At 73.8% G+C, this 13,802-nt stretch carries 14 protein-coding genes; 7 read left to right on the plus strand and 7 right to left on the minus strand.

Features of this window, described 5'->3' with window-relative positions:
• The first annotated feature begins 21 nt into the window (after positions 1 to 21).
• A complete protein-coding gene (locus JOD51_RS07220) occupies positions 22 to 630 on the plus strand; it encodes a GNAT family N-acetyltransferase (RefSeq protein ID WP_204607652.1) in 609 nt (202 codons plus the stop codon).
• A 45-nt stretch (positions 631 to 675) separates the two neighbouring features.
• Here JOD51_RS07220 and JOD51_RS07225 read toward each other — a convergent pair whose 3' ends face one another.
• Complete coding sequence (locus JOD51_RS07225) at positions 676 to 1,374, minus strand: FadR/GntR family transcriptional regulator (protein WP_204607653.1); 699 nt, start codon at positions 1,372 to 1,374, stop codon at positions 676 to 678.
• Between the two features lie 229 nt (positions 1,375 to 1,603).
• On the opposite strand from JOD51_RS07225, the gene JOD51_RS07230 reads away from it, so the two are divergent.
• Positions 1,604 to 3,112: a GntP family permease gene (locus tag JOD51_RS07230; RefSeq protein ID WP_204607654.1), complete on the plus strand. Its 1,509-nt coding sequence runs from the start codon at positions 1,604 to 1,606 to the stop codon at positions 3,110 to 3,112.
• Positions 3,109 to 3,654, plus strand: coding sequence for a gluconokinase (locus tag JOD51_RS07235; RefSeq protein WP_204607655.1), 546 nt, complete (start codon positions 3,109 to 3,111; stop codon positions 3,652 to 3,654). The genes JOD51_RS07230 and JOD51_RS07235 overlap by 4 nt, the downstream gene beginning before the upstream one ends.
• 21 nt (positions 3,655 to 3,675) lie before the next feature.
• Here JOD51_RS07235 and JOD51_RS07240 read toward each other — a convergent pair whose 3' ends face one another.
• Complete coding sequence (locus JOD51_RS07240; RefSeq protein WP_204607656.1) at positions 3,676 to 5,340, minus strand: ABC-F family ATP-binding cassette domain-containing protein; 1,665 nt, start codon at positions 5,338 to 5,340, stop codon at positions 3,676 to 3,678.
• Between the two features lie 102 nt (positions 5,341 to 5,442).
• Between JOD51_RS07240 and JOD51_RS07245 the strand changes: the two genes are divergently transcribed.
• Entirely contained in the window at positions 5,443 to 6,420 is a 978-nt protein-coding gene (locus JOD51_RS07245) for an NAD-dependent epimerase/dehydratase family protein (protein WP_204607657.1), read from the plus strand.
• Here the strand turns inward: JOD51_RS07245 and JOD51_RS07250 are convergent.
• A complete protein-coding gene (locus JOD51_RS07250; protein ID WP_204607658.1) occupies positions 6,417 to 7,184 on the minus strand; it encodes a hypothetical protein in 768 nt (255 codons plus the stop codon). The two genes, JOD51_RS07245 and JOD51_RS07250, sit on opposite strands and share 4 nt — an antisense overlap.
• An 89-nt stretch (positions 7,185 to 7,273) precedes the next feature.
• Between JOD51_RS07250 and JOD51_RS07255 the strand changes: the two genes are divergently transcribed.
• From JOD51_RS07255 to JOD51_RS07265, 3 genes are read left to right on the plus strand one after another with little or no spacing between them, the layout of a single operon-like run.
• Complete coding sequence (locus JOD51_RS07255) at positions 7,274 to 7,939, plus strand: hypothetical protein (protein WP_204607659.1); 666 nt, start codon at positions 7,274 to 7,276, stop codon at positions 7,937 to 7,939.
• The gene (locus JOD51_RS07260; protein ID WP_204607660.1) at positions 7,939 to 8,154 is read left to right on the plus strand and encodes a helix-turn-helix domain-containing protein; all 216 of its coding nucleotides are present in this window, start codon (positions 7,939 to 7,941) and stop codon (positions 8,152 to 8,154) included. The genes JOD51_RS07255 and JOD51_RS07260 overlap by 1 nt, the downstream gene beginning before the upstream one ends.
• A gap of 9 nt (positions 8,155 to 8,163) precedes the next feature.
• Positions 8,164 to 9,603 carry an amidase gene (locus tag JOD51_RS07265; RefSeq protein ID WP_204607661.1) on the plus strand — a complete coding sequence of 480 codons (1,440 nt, stop codon included), beginning with the start codon at positions 8,164 to 8,166 and terminating at the stop codon, positions 9,601 to 9,603.
• 677 nt (positions 9,604 to 10,280) lie between these two features.
• Here the strand turns inward: JOD51_RS07265 and JOD51_RS07270 are convergent.
• The 4 genes from JOD51_RS07270 to JOD51_RS07285 are packed head-to-tail and all read right to left on the minus strand — an operon-like array spanning position 10,281 to position 13,793.
• Entirely contained in the window at positions 10,281 to 11,084 is an 804-nt protein-coding gene (locus JOD51_RS07270; RefSeq protein WP_259556668.1) for an ABC transporter ATP-binding protein, read from the minus strand.
• The gene (locus tag JOD51_RS07275) at positions 11,081 to 11,881 is read right to left on the minus strand and encodes an ABC transporter ATP-binding protein (RefSeq protein WP_204607662.1); all 801 of its coding nucleotides are present in this window, start codon (positions 11,879 to 11,881) and stop codon (positions 11,081 to 11,083) included. The genes JOD51_RS07270 and JOD51_RS07275 overlap by 4 nt, the downstream gene beginning before the upstream one ends.
• Positions 11,878 to 12,843: an ABC transporter permease gene (locus JOD51_RS07280; RefSeq protein ID WP_204607663.1), complete on the minus strand. Its 966-nt coding sequence runs from the start codon at positions 12,841 to 12,843 to the stop codon at positions 11,878 to 11,880. The genes JOD51_RS07275 and JOD51_RS07280 overlap by 4 nt, the downstream gene beginning before the upstream one ends.
• Positions 12,840 to 13,793: an ABC transporter permease gene (locus tag JOD51_RS07285; RefSeq protein WP_204607664.1), complete on the minus strand. Its 954-nt coding sequence runs from the start codon at positions 13,791 to 13,793 to the stop codon at positions 12,840 to 12,842. Before JOD51_RS07285 ends, JOD51_RS07280 begins: the two co-directional genes overlap by 4 nt.
• Positions 13,794 to 13,802: the final 9 nt, after the last annotated feature.

Below are 13,802 nucleotides of genomic sequence, written 5' to 3' on the forward strand. Positions count from 1 at the left end.
GGCCTCCCGTAGGCTCGGGTCGTGCTCGAGGAGGAATACCAGCAGCGGCGGGTGCTGCCGCGGCACCTGCGTGCCCCGGCGCCGGTCGAGCCGGCGTTCGCGTACGCGATCCGTCCCGCAACCGCCGCCGACCTGCCCGAGGTCCGCGAGATCCACACGCACTACGTGCGGAACTCGTCGGTGACCTTCGACGCGGCCGCGTTCACCTTCGCGGCGTGGAAGAAGCGGTTCGACGAGGTCCAGCGCCGCAAGCTGCCGTTCCTGGTGGCCGAGAACCCGTCCGGACAGGTCCTCGGGTACGCGCTCGTCGAACCGTGGAACATCCGCGACCGGTCCAACCGGGTGGTCGAGGACTCGATCTACCTCGGTGCGGCGGCCGGGGGCAAGGGGCTCGGACGGGCGCTGATGGAGGCGCTGCTCGAGGCCTGCCGGACCGTCGGGGTGCGCGAGGTGATCGCGGTGATCGCCGACCGGTCCGCGGACGCGTCGATCCGACTGCATGCGCGGCTCGGGTTCGAGGAGGTCGGGCGGATGGGGCGTGTCGGCTACAAGTACGACCGGTGGCTCGGCACGGTCACGATGCGCCTGCGACTGCGGAGCACCCGGAAGCCGCTCTTCGGCGGGCGCTGACCGGCCGGGCAGACCGACCGACCGGGCAGACCGACCGACCGGACGTCAGCCCGCCTCCGCGATGAACTCGTCGCGGGTGGTGCGCACCAGGTCGGCGGCCGCGTCGGAGGCGACCCGGGCCTCCCGGTCGACGACCGCCCGTCCGACGGCCTCGTGCCGGGCTGCTGCCTCGGCCGTCCACCCGGTGATGGTGTCCCGGGACTCACTCGTCCGGGTGCGGAGCAGTGCCTCGACGGTGCCCGCGAAGTGGGCGAAGACGCTGTTGCCGGACCCGGTGAGCAGGGCGCGGTGGAAGCGGACGTCGGCGTCGAGGTAGGCGCGTCCGTCGCCGGCGGCCGCTGCGGCGACCATGTCCTCGGCGGCGGCCAGCACCGCGTCGGCCGCGGCGCCGCCGTGTCCGGCGGTCAGCCAGGCGGCGACCGGCTCGATGCCCAGGCGGAGCTCGAGCAGTTCGCGCTGCTGCGTGAAGTAGGCGCCCGCGGAACCGCGCCAGCGGATCACCGACGGCGACAGGAGCTCCCACCGGGTCGCCGGCTGGACCTGTGTGCCGACGCGCTGTCGGGGCTCGACCAGGCCGAGGGACTGCAGGACGCGGAGCGCCTCGCGGACGACCGAGCGTGAGACGCCGAACTCGGCGACGACGTCGTCGGGTCGGAGCACGGTGCCCGGTGCGAGGGTGCCGTCGACGATGCGCTGCCCGAGCGTGTCGAGCACGTGGGCGTGCAGGCCGCCGGGTGCGGGCATCGTTCCTCCTCGAGGGGCCGGGTCGCACGGATGTGTGCGCGGTGACCATTGCAGCGGCAGACTGCGCCTGAGTCCGGGTGGCGCGCGGGCGACGACGATGTAGTGTGATTAATCAGATTATTGCCGTGACGGCCGCGGGTGGGATCAGCACCCCGGTCGAGCCACCACCAGCAGCAGGACGGCAGCAGCGACGGCAGCAGCGCAGGAGCTGCTCCAGGAAGGGGCGCAGATGCCTCACCTCCAGACCACCGCAGCGAGCACGAGTCGCGTGCTCGCCGCAGGGACCGAGACGGTCGAACCGTCCGGACCGATCCCACAGCTCGTCATCGCCGCCCTCCTCGGCATCGTGGTGATCATCGCCCTCATCACCTGGCTCAAGGTGCACCCCTTCGTCGCCCTGACGATCGGGGCACTCGGCGTCGGCCTCGGTGCCGGTCTCGCCCCGGAGAAGGCGGTGACGAGCTTCGGTGACGGCTTCGGTGCCACCATGACGAGCGTCGGCATCCTCGTCGGCCTCGGCTCGATGTTCGGCAAGCTCCTGGTCGACTCGGGTGCCGCCGACCGGGTCGTCGACACCCTGGTCCGCCGGTCCTCGGCCGCCGCACTGCCCTGGACGATGGCCCTCATCGGCGCGCTGATCGGCCTGCCGATGTTCTTCGAGGTCGGCCTGGTCCTGCTCATCCCGATCATCGTCCTGGTCGCCAAGCGCAGCGACGTCCCGATCATGAAGATCGCGATCCCTGCCCTGGCCGGCCTGTCGACGATGCACGCGTTCGTCCCGCCGCACCCCGGCCCGCTGGTCGCGGTGTCGACCGTGGGCGCGGACCTCGGCACGACGCTGGCCTTCGGCATCGTGCTCGCCGTCCCCGTCATCGTGCTGGCCGGCCCGGTCTTCGCCCGCTTCGCGGCGCGCTGGGTCGACATCCCGGTGCCGGACATCTTCGGCTCCCGTGGCGAGGACCCCGCGCACCCCGGCCGGGAGGCCCGTCGCAGCCCCGCCACGGAGGACACGGCATCCCTGCCGAACGGCAAGAGCGACTTCACGCGCGTCATCAGCGAACCGCGCAACCCGTCCTTCGCGGTCGCCCTGGCCGGCATCCTGCTGCCCGTCGTGCTCATGCTCGCGCAGGCGATCCGCGAGGCCACCGTGCCCTACGCGGGCGGCGCCTGGGTCGGGGTGCTCGACTTCCTCGGGACGCCGATGATCGCGATCGGCATCGCCACCGTCTACGCGATGGTGTTCTTCGCGATCGGTGGCGGCATGGACCGGTCGGCGGTCGCGAAGTCGCTCGAGAGCGCGCTGCCGCCGGTCGCCGGGGTGCTGCTCATCGTCGGCGCCGGCGGTGGGTTCAAGCAGGTGCTCATCGACACGGGCATCGGTGGCGTGATCGCCGACGCGGTCAAGGACTCCGGCATCTCGGTGCTCCTCGTCGCCTGGGTGGTCGCCGCCCTCGTCCGCGTCGCCACCGGGTCGGCGACCGTCGCGACCGTCACCGCCGCGGGCATCATGGCCCCGATCGCGCACGACCTGTCGTCGCCGGTGACCTCGCTGCTCGTGCTCGCGATCGGCGCCGGGTCGGTGTTCCTGTCGCACGTCAACGACGCCGGGTTCTGGCTGGTGAAGGGGTACCTCGGCACCACGGTCGGGCAGACGTTCAAGTCGTGGACGGTGCTCGAGTGCCTCATCTCGGTCACCGGGCTGGTCGGCGTCCTCGTCGCCGGGATCTTCATCCGATGAGCGCCGGGTCCGTCAGCACCGCGGCCGTCAGCGCTGTGGATGCCCGGGTGCTCGTCGTGATGGGCGTCTCCGGTTCGGGGAAGTCCACCGTCGCCGCGATGCTCGCCGAGCAGCTCGGGTGGGCGTTCGCCGAGGGGGACGCCATGCACCCCGCGTCGAACGTCGCCAAGATGCACGCCGGTACGCCCCTGACCGACGAGGACCGCTGGCCGTGGCTCGACGTCGTCGCGAGCTGGATCCGCGACCACCTGCAGGCCGGGACGCACGGGGTGGTGACCTGCTCGGCACTGAAGCGGTCCTACCGGGACGTGCTGCGGGCCTCCGGGGTGGTGTTCGTGCACGTCGCCGGCGACCGCGCGCTCCTCGAGGAACGGATGTCCGCGCGCTCCGGGCACTTCATGCCGACCTCGCTGCTGCAGTCCCAGCTGGCGACGCTCGAGCCGCCGGAGCCGGACGAGGCGCACGTCACCGTCGCCGCCGACCGGACCCCGGCCGAGGAGGCCGCCGAGGTACTGGCGCTGCTGGGGCTGCCTCGGGACTGAGCGGCCGAAGCCGTCCGGCGGTCAGCCCTCGGTCACCCGCCCGGCCTCGACCCGCCACTGCCGGTCGAGCTGCACCGTGTCGAGCATCCGCCGGTCGTGGGTCACCAGCAGCAGCGTGCCCTCGTAGGTCTCGAGGGCCTGCTCCAGCTGTTCGATCGCGGTGAGGTCCAGGTGGTTCGTCGGCTCGTCGAGCACGAGCACGTTCACCCCGCGGGCCTGCAGGAGCGCCAGTCCGGCCCGGGTCCGCTCGCCGGGTGAGAGCTCACCGGCGGCCCGCCCGACGTGGTCGGCCCTCAGCCCGAACTTCGCCAGCAGGGTGCGGACGTCCGCCGTCGTCATCTCGGGGACGAGCCCCTCGAACACCGCGGCGAGCGGCTCCGCACCCGTGAACAGCGAGCGGGCCTGGTCGACCTCGCCCACGGCGACGCTCGACCCGATCGACGCGGTGCCGCTCGTCGGCTCCTGCCGTCCGAGCAGCGCCCGCAGCAACGTCGACTTGCCGGCGCCGTTCGGGCCCGTGATGCCGATCCGGTCGCCGCCGTTCACCTGCAGCGACACCGGGCCGAGCGTGAAGTCGCCCTGCTCGTACCGGGCGTCGGACAGCGTCGCGACGACGGCCGAGGACCGCGGTGCCTGGCCGATCGTGAACTCGAGCTGCCACTCCTTGCGGGGCTCCTCGACCTCGTCCAGGCGGGCGATCCGCGACTCCATCTGCCGCACCTTCTGCGCCTGCTTCTCGCTCGACTCGCTGGCGGCCTTGCGGCGGATCTTGTCGTTGTCGGGAGCCTTCTTCATCGCGTTGCGCACGCCCTGGCTGGACCACTCGCGCTGGGTCCGGGCACGCGAGACCAGGTCCGCCTTCGTCGAGGCGAACTCGTCGTACGCGTCGCGCTTGTGCTGGCGGGCGATCTCGCGTTCCTCGAGGTACGCGTCGTACCCGCCACCGAACAGGCGGTTCGACGACTGCGCCAGGTCCAGCTCGAGGACCGCGGTCACCGAGCGCGCCAGGAACTCGCGGTCGTGGCTGACCAGCACGACACCGCCGCGCAGGCCGCGCACGAACTCCTCGAGCCGGTCCAGCCCGTCCAGGTCCAGGTCGTTCGTCGGCTCGTCGAGCAGGACGATGTCGAACCGCGAGAGCAGCAGCGCCGCGAGCCCCACCCGGGCCGCCTGACCGCCGGACAGCGACGTCATGAGCGACTCCGCGGTGACCGAGCCGTCGGGTGCGTCGAGGGTCAGACCGAGGTCGGCGAGCACCACCGGCATCCGCTCGTCGAGGTCGGCGGCACCCGAGGCGAGCCACCGCTCGAGCGCGGTCGAGTACCGGTCCGCGGCCGCGTCGCCGGCGTCCGGCTCGCCGAGGGCCATCGCGGTCGCGTCCATCTCCGCCGCCGCCTCCGCACAACCGGTCCGACGCGCGACGTACCCGGCGACCGTCTCACCGGCCACCCGCTCGTGCTCCTGCGGCAGCCAGCCGACGAACGCGTCCGTCGGCGACAGGGACACCGTCCCGGCGAGCGGCTCGTCGACCCCGGCGAGCAGGCGGAGCAGCGTCGACTTGCCGGCGCCGTTCACGCCGACGACGCCGATCACGTCACCGGGCGCGACCGTGAGGTCGAGGGAGTCGAACAGCGTGCGGGCGGCGTAGCCGCCGGCGAGCCCCTTGGCGACGAGCGTGGCGGTCATCCCCACATCGTCCCACCTCACCGGGCCGGGCACGCACCGGACGGGAGGCACGGTGCGGTCCGGTCCCGTGCCTCCCGTCCGGTGCGCTGCCAGACTGACGGCATGCGACGGGTGCTGGTGCTGGGCGGGACCGGGTGGTTGGGGCGGGCGGTCGCCGAGGCGGCGATGCGGGACGGCGCCGAGGTGACCTGCCTCGCCCGGGGCGCGTCGGGGGAGCCGCCGGCCGGCGCCCGGTTCGTCCGCGCTGATCGCTCCGCAGCCGATGCATACTCCGCCGTCGGTGTCGCCTGGGACGACGTCGTCGAGTTGGCGACCGATCCGGCGCACGTGACGGGCGCGCTCGAAGCCCTCTCGACCCGTGCCGCGCATTGGACGACCGTCTCGACGATCTCCGTCTACGCCCGCACCGACCGGGCCGGTGACGACGAGGACGCCCCGGTCGTCGAGCCCGTCGAGCCCGTCGAGCCGACGCAGTACGCCGACGCGAAGGTCGCCGGGGAGCGGGCGACCCGGCGGGCGCGGGGGACGGACGCGCTCGTGGTCCGCCCGGGGCTCATCGTCGGGCCCGGCGACCCGAGCGACCGCTTCGGCTACTGGGCAGCCCGGCTCGACCGCGGCGGCGACGTCGTGACACCCGTCCTGGCGGACCGCGCCGTGCAGGTCGTCGACGTCACGGACCTGGCGGAGTGGATCGTCCGCGCCGGGCGTGCAGGCACGGTCGGCACGGTCGACGCCGTCGGACCGAGCACGTCGATGCGGGCGTTCCTCGACGAGGTCCAGGCAGCGACCGCGTTCGACGGGAGGCTCGTGGCCGTCGACGACGACACCCTCCTCGCGCAGGGGGTCGCCTACTGGGCGGGCCCCGCATCGCTGCCGCTCTGGATCCCGCTCAGCGAGGTCGGGTTCGCCCGGCGGGCCGGTCGCGCGTTCCTGGCTGCGGGCGGGACGGCCCGGCCGCTCGCCGAGACGGTCCGTCGTGTCGTCGAGGACGAGCGGGCCCGCGGGGTCGGGCGGGTGCGGCGGTCGGGGCTGACCGACGCGGAGGAGCGGCGGGTCCTCGACGTGGTCCGTCCGGGTTAGGGCGTCCCCGGAGCGGGCACCGGGCCTGGGACCGGGGCCGGTGCGGGTGCTGGTGCTGGTGCTGCGCTCGGTTCGAGGGGTGCTGCCGAGTCGAAGGCGACGGTGAGCAGGGGCAGTTCATCGCGGGGGAGCACCGCCGTCACGACCCGCCCGTCGTCGAGTTCGGTCGCCAGGCCGAGCACGAAGGGGTCCGTGTCGAGGAGCAGGCCCGGGCGCTCGACGTCGTCGACCAGGACCGGGTGTCCGGACTGGACGCTGCGCTCGTCGACCAGGGTCGGCCACGGGTGCTCGGTCAGGTCGGGGAGGGCGTGATCGTCGGGGTACCGGTTCATCAGGACGTACCGCACGTGCTCGACGAGGGTCTCCGCCGCCGTGGGACGGGCCGTTCCTGGTGCGGACCAGTGCGTCTGGACTGCCTCCCACAGCATCGGGTACCGCATCCGCTCGACCCCGGCGACGAGCCAGTCCGGGCGCGGCCACGGCGGCACCTCCTCGAGCGACCGCCGCCGCTCGTCATCCAGCACCGCCAGGTTCACCGGGTCGTTGCGGTCGTCGGGATTCTGCCAGAGCGTGTACTGCCGGGACACGGTCGCACTCACCAGCACGCCGTCGTGTTCGCTGGTCTGCACGCCGAGGGAGCCGGAGTCCTCGAGGTGCCGCTGCGCGACGAGACCGGCGACGTCGAACCCGAGCGCACGGACCGCGGCCCGCTGCTCGAGCTCCGGGTCGGGCACGTCCGCGCCGAGCACTCCGACGAAGTCCATGCGGCGAGCTTGGTCACTCCGGAGGACCCGGTCAAGCACCACCGGTCCGGCAGCAGGCGCAGCGCAACGAATGTCGTTATGCTCACCGCATGTCGATCCCCGATGAGCGCGCCGCCGCACTCCGCCAGAAGAGCTCCGTCAGCTTCGTGTTCGTCGTCTCCCTCGGCATGATCGTGGTCGCTGCCGTCCGTGCGTGGTTCATCGTCGCCGGGATGCTCGACCAGCTCGCGCACCGGACCACCGGGATCGACTGGACCTGGACGCTCGAGATGCCGGTCGCCCGCCCCTCGGGGGCGGTGTCCGACGGAGCGCGGGTCGTGGCCGGGACGACGCCGGCGGTGACCGAGATGGTCGGACGGGTGCAGGACCTCCCGGCCTCGACGATCGTGCTGCACGACCTGAGCGACCTCGTCACCGTCCTCACCGCGGGCGGGATCGCGGTCTGCCTGCTGCTCGTGACCCGCAGCATCGGCGACGGGCGTCCCTTCGCCCGCACCTGCTCACGCGCGCTCACCACGCTCGCGGTCATCGTGTTCGCGGGGTTCGAGGCCGCCGCGGTCCTGCAGACCGCGAGCGAGATGACGCAGCCGTCGATCGCCGGGGCGCTGCCCGAGTTCCTCGGCACCTACACCGGCCACGGCGGAGAACTGGGAGCCCCGTTCTGGCCGCTCGTCGCCGCGGCCGGACTGTCCGCCCTCGCGGCGGTCTTCCGGACGGCCGCCGGGTACCGGGACGACTCGTCCGGACTGGTCTGATGGCGATCGTCTGCCGTCTCGACGAGCTGCTGCTGGCGCGCGGGATGACGCTCGTCGAGCTCTCCGAACAGGTCGGGGTGAGCACCGTGAACCTCTCGATCCTCAAGAACGGGCACGCGAAGGCCGTCCGCTTCAGCACCCTCGAAGCGATCTGTGTCGCACTCGGCTGCCAGGTGGGCGAGCTGCTCACGCAGGTGCCGGACGCGTCGGCCTAGGCTCGGTCCGTGTTCGAACTCCACCACCTGTCGGCGCAGGAACTCTGGGACTGGATCCGCCGTGGCGACACCACCGCCCGCGAGGTCACCGACCACTACCTCGCCCGCATCGAACGGCTCGACCCCGAGCTCGGCGCGTTCGTGACCGTCACCGCCGAGGCCGCGGGTGCCCGGGCCGACCACCTCGGCGACCTGGTGCCGACGTCGCGGCCGTTGTGGGGCCTCCCGTCCGCGGACAAGGACCTGACGGACCGGCGCGGGGTGCCCACCCGGTCCGGCACGCTCGCCCTGCCGGGGTACCCGGCGACGGCCGACCACCCGCTCGTCACGGCGCTCGACGACGCCGGGGCGATCAGCCTGGGCAAGACGGCGACGCCCGAGTTCGGGATGTCGTCGTCCTCCGAGACGCGCTTCGGCACCACCCGCAACCCGTACGACACCGCGCGCGCCCCGGGCGGGTCGTCGAGCGGCGCCGCCGTCGCCGTCGCGGCCGGGCTGCTGCCGGCGGCCGTCGGGTCGGACGGCGGAGGCTCGGTGCGGATCCCGGCTGCGGCCACCGGCCTGGTGGGACTGAAGCCGAGTCGCGGTCGGGTGCCGTCGATGCCCGGACGCGCCGGGCTCGGTGGACTCGCCGTCGCGGGGCCGCTCACCCGGACCGTCGCCGATGCCGGGATGCTGCTCGACGCACTCGTCGCACCGACCGGGGTGCCGGAGCGGCAGCCGTACGCGCTCGTGACGCCCGACGTCGGCCAGGGGCCGTTCACCGCGGCTGCAGTCCGGGGCGAGGGGCGCTTCGTCGTCGGGCTGCTCGAGGGCTCGCCGTGGGACGACTTCGTGGACGTCGTCGTCGACCCGGGCGCGCGGGAGGCCGTGGACACCGCCGTCCGCGTGCTCGGCGAGGTCGGACACGGGGTCGAGGACGTGGCGATGCCGCGCCTGCCCTACGCCGAGTCGTTCCAGGTGGCGTGGGAGTCCTCGGGGGCCGGCATCGCCCGCATCCCCGGCATCGACCTGTCGGCCCTGACGCCCCTCGTCGCCTGGCTGGTCGAGCGTGGCCGGTCGCTCACGAGCACGCAGGTGCTCGACGCGATGGCCGGACTCGACGCGTTCTCGGTCGCGCTGATCCGGGCGTTCGACCGGTTCGACGCCGTCCTCACCCCGACGCTCGCGATGACCCCGCGGCCGCTCGGCTGGTACGGCGACGACCCGGAGGAGGACTTCCGGCGCCAGTGCGCGTACTCGCCCTGGACCTCGATGGCGAACGTGTCGGGGCTGCCCGCGATCACCCTGCCCGCCGGGGTCACCGGCGAGGGGCACCGGGACGGCGCGGGACTGCCGATGGGGGTGCAGCTCATCGGACGCCCGGGTGGGGAGCGGGTGCTCCTGGCGATCGGGGCGCAGCTCGAGCGCCGGCTGCGCTGGCAGCGGCGGCACCCGGCTGGCTGGTAGCGGGGGGCGCGGGGCGCTCGCGCGCGCGGCGCTCGGCGAGGGCGGCGTGTCTGGCGCGCCCGGGGTTCTTCCGTCGAGTGGTCTCAAGTCGTCGCTGTGGGGCGGTGTTACCGACGGTTCGTGACCGGTCGGCGGAGGTGAGCGGGGTGTTGTGACCGGTCGGTGCCGGGTGTGTCTGGCGCGCCCGGGGTCTGTCGTTGAGTGGTCACAAGTTGTCGCTGTGGGGCGGTGTTACCGACGGTTCGTGACCGGTCGGCGGAGGTGAGCGGGGTGCTGTGACCGGTCGGTGCCGGGTGTGTGGGGCGTGCTCTCACCCGCCGGGGTGTCTGGCGTGCCCGGGGTCTGTCGTCGAGTGGTCACAAGTCGTCGCTCTGGGGCGGTGTTACCGACGGTTCGTGACCGGTCGGCGGACGTGAGCGGGGTGTTGTGACCGGTCGGTGCCGGGTGTGTGGGGCGTGCTCGCACGCGCCGGGGGGGGGTCTGGCGCGCCCGGGCTCTGTCGTCGAGTGGTCACAAGTCGTCGCTCTGGGGCGGTATTACCGACGGTTCGTGACCGGTCGGCGGACGTGAGCGGGGTGTTGTGACCGGTCGGCCCGCCCGCCCGACGCCGGCCTCGCCGGGCGCCCGCCTCCCCGGGCCGCCGGGCGCCCTCGCCGGGCGCCCGCCGCCCCCCGCGGCTACGGCAGCGTCGGCGCCGCCGCGACCAGGGCCCGGGTGACCTCGTGCGTCGGCGCGTCGAGCAGGGACACCGGGCCGTGCTCGACGATCCGCCCCGCCGACATCACCGCGACGGTGTCGCACAGCCGCTGCACCACGCCGATGTCGTGCGACACGAGCACGAGCGTCGCCCCGAGGTCGTCGACGAACGAGCGGAACAGGTCGATCACACGGGCACGGACCACGACGTCGAGGGCGCTCATCGGCTCGTCCCCGAACAGGATCCGCGGCCGGTGCACCACCGCACGGGCGATCGCGATCCGCTGCCGCTGCCCGCCGGAGAACTCGTGCGGGTACCGGTCGGCGGCGTCGGCGGGCAGGTCCACCCGTTCCAGCACGGCCGCGACCATCGCCCGGTGCCCGCCCTCGACGCGGAGCGCCCGGAGCGGTTCCGCGACGATCGCCCCGACACGCATCCGCGGGTCGAGCGAGGCGACCGGGTCCTGGAACACGATGCCGGTCTCGCGCCGGAACCAGCGCGAGGACACGGCCGATGCCCGCGCGTCCACGAGGCGGCCCGAAGCGTGCACGGTGCCGGTGGTGGGGGCCTCCAGTCCGGCGAGGAGGCGGACGAGCGTCGACTTGCCGGACCCGGACTCGCCGACGATCCCGAGTCGCGAGCCGGCCGCAACGGTCAGGTCGACACCGTCGACGGCGGTACGGACCGCGCCGGGCTCGAACGGGCTGCGGCGGGGGAGTCGGTACGTTCGGCGGAGGTCCGAGCCGACCAGCGCCGGTTCGGTGGGCGTGTCGGGGTTGGTCACGAGGTCCTCCTGGCAGTGGCCCGCGCGGCCTCGACGAGCGCGACGGTGGCGGGGTGCCCGGGCGTGGCGAGCAGGTCGGCGACGCGGCCCTGCTCGACGACGCGGCCGGAGTCGAGGACGACCGCCGTGTCCGCGATCCGCGACAGCACCGCCAGGTCGTGCGTCACGAACAGCATCCCGGTGCCCCGGGAGGCGGTGAGCGACTCGAACAGGTCGAGGATCCGCGCCTGCGTGGTCACGTCGAGCGCCGTGGTCGGCTCGTCCGCGACCAGGAACGCGGGCTCGCCGGCCATCGCCATCGCGATGCAGATCCGCTGCCGCTGCCCACCGGACAGCTGGTGCGGGTACTGCCGGAGCAGCAGTTCCGGGTCGGGCAGACCGACGTCCCGGGCGAGTCCGACGGCGGCCTCGGCGGCGGCGCGCCGGTCCAGGCCGCGGTGCAGCCGCAGCGGTTCGACGATCTGCCGGCCGACCCGGCGGAGCGGGTCGAGGGCGGTGCCCGGCTCCTGGAACACCATGCCGATCGCCGCACCACGGGTCCGGGCGCGCTCGCGGTCGGGCAGGCCGACGAGCTCCTGTCCGTCCAGGCGGATGCTGCCCGTGACACTCGCCCCGGCGGGCTCCAGGCCCATCAGGGCGAGCGAGGTCATCGACTTCCCCGACCCGGACGCTCCGATCACGCCGACACGACGGCCGGGAGGCACGGTGAACGTCACGTCGTCGAGCACCGTCCGCCCCGCGATCCGGACCGTCAGGCCGCGGACGTCGAGGCCGGGCGCTGCCGTCTCGTCGCTCATGCGATGCCCTCCGTCCCGGTCACGGCGCCGGTCGCGGCGGTCGCGCCGGACGTACCGGACGTACCGGGCGTACCGGTGCCGGTGCCGATGTTGCGCCTGGCGCCGGTCGCGGTGGCCGCGTCCGGGCCCCGCCGGCTCGTCGTCAACCGCGGGTCGGTGGCGTCCCGGACGGCGTCCCCGAGCAGCGACAGCGCCATCACGACGATCGCGATCGCCGCACCCGGCCAGGTCGCACTCCACGGGTGCACGCCGATGTAGGTCTGCAGGTCGGACAGCAGCCGACCCCAGGACGCCGTGCCCGCGTCGGCGCCGTAGCCCAGGTAGGACAGCCCGGCCTCGGCGAGGACCGCGGTCGCCATCGCGAGCGAGAGCTGCACGGTGAACAGCGGCGCCGCGTTCGGCACCAGGTGGCGGAACAACACGCCGAGCGGGCCGACCCCGGACGCCCGGGCCGCGACGACGTAGTCACTCCGGGCGATGCGGCGGATCTCACCGCGGGCGACCCGGGCGATGGTGACGCCGAACGCCAGCCCGACGGAGACCACGACGACGCCGAGCGACCCGCCGTACACCGCGGTGAGGAGCATCGCGGTGAGCAGGGTGGGGAAGGCGACCAGGACGTCGAGGAGCACCGCGGTGGCCTCGCGGACCCAGCGGGCGGTGAGCGAGCCGATCGCGGTGAGGACGATGCCGACGACGCTCGCGATGATCCCGGCACCGACCGCGACGACGAGCGTGGTCCGGGTGCCGGCGAGCAGGTAGCTGGCGATGTCGCGGCCGACGCCGTCGGTGCCGAACCAGTGCGCGGCGCTCGGGCGCTCCCACTGGTGGAACGGGTCGGTGCGGAAGGGGTTCTCGGGGGTCCAGACGAGCGACACCGCGGCCAGGACGACGAGCAGCCCGAGGACGACGACGGCGAACAGTCCCGTCGGGGTCCGGAGCAGCCGTCGGAGCGCGCTCACGACGAGGCCTCGCGCTGGCGGGGGTCGAGCACGCGGTGCAGGACGTCGACGGCGAACCCGACGAGCAGCACGAGTCCGGTGAGCACGAGCAGTTCGGACTGCACCTTCGTGATGTCGCGGCGGCCGACGTCGGTGACGAGCATGCGGCCGACGCCCGGCAGCGAGAACAGCTGCTCGACGACGACGGCACCGACCAGCAGTCCGGCGATCTGCACCCCGAGGACGGCGAGCACGGTCAGCGCGACGCTCGGCAGGCCGTGGCGGAGGAGCGCCCGGTTCTTCGTCAGGCCGATCGCCGCGGCGGTCCGGACGTGGTCCGCGTCCAGGACGGACAGCGTCGCGGACCGGGTGAAGCGGAGGATCACGGCGCCCTCCACCGCACCGATCGTCAGCGCGGGCAGGACGAGGGCAGCGAACGCCCGGTCCGGGGTGTCCCACCCGTCGAGCGGGAACCCCTGCACGGGCAACCAGTGCAGCGTGACCGCGAACAGCGCGACGAGCAGCATGCCGGCCCAGACGACCGGGATCGCTGCGACGGCCTGCGCGGCGGCGGAGATCACGGCACCGCCCGGTCGGCGTCGGAGCACCGCGGCCAGGACGCCGAGCGGGACGCCGATGACCAGCGCGGCGACGAGGGACATGCCGGCGAGGGGCAGCGTCACCGCGAGCTTCTGCGCGATCTCCGGGGCGACCGGGCCCCGGGTGACCAGTGAGTTGCCGAGGTCGCCGCGGAACAGGCCGCCGATCCAGTCGAGGTACTGCAGCGCGACCGGCCGGTCGAGTCCGAGCTGCCCACGGAGCGCGGCGACCTGGGCGGGCGTCGCCTCGGCGCCCGCGACGACCTGCGCGACGTCGCCGGGGAGCACGCGGAGTGTCGCGAAGACGATCAGGCTCGCCACGAGCAGTCCGACGGCGAGCAGGAGCACCCGCCCGACGAGGAATCGGGTCACGACTGCGAT

Source organism: Curtobacterium herbarum, from assembly GCF_016907335.1.
GTDB lineage: Bacteria > Actinomycetota > Actinomycetes > Actinomycetales > Microbacteriaceae > Curtobacterium > Curtobacterium herbarum.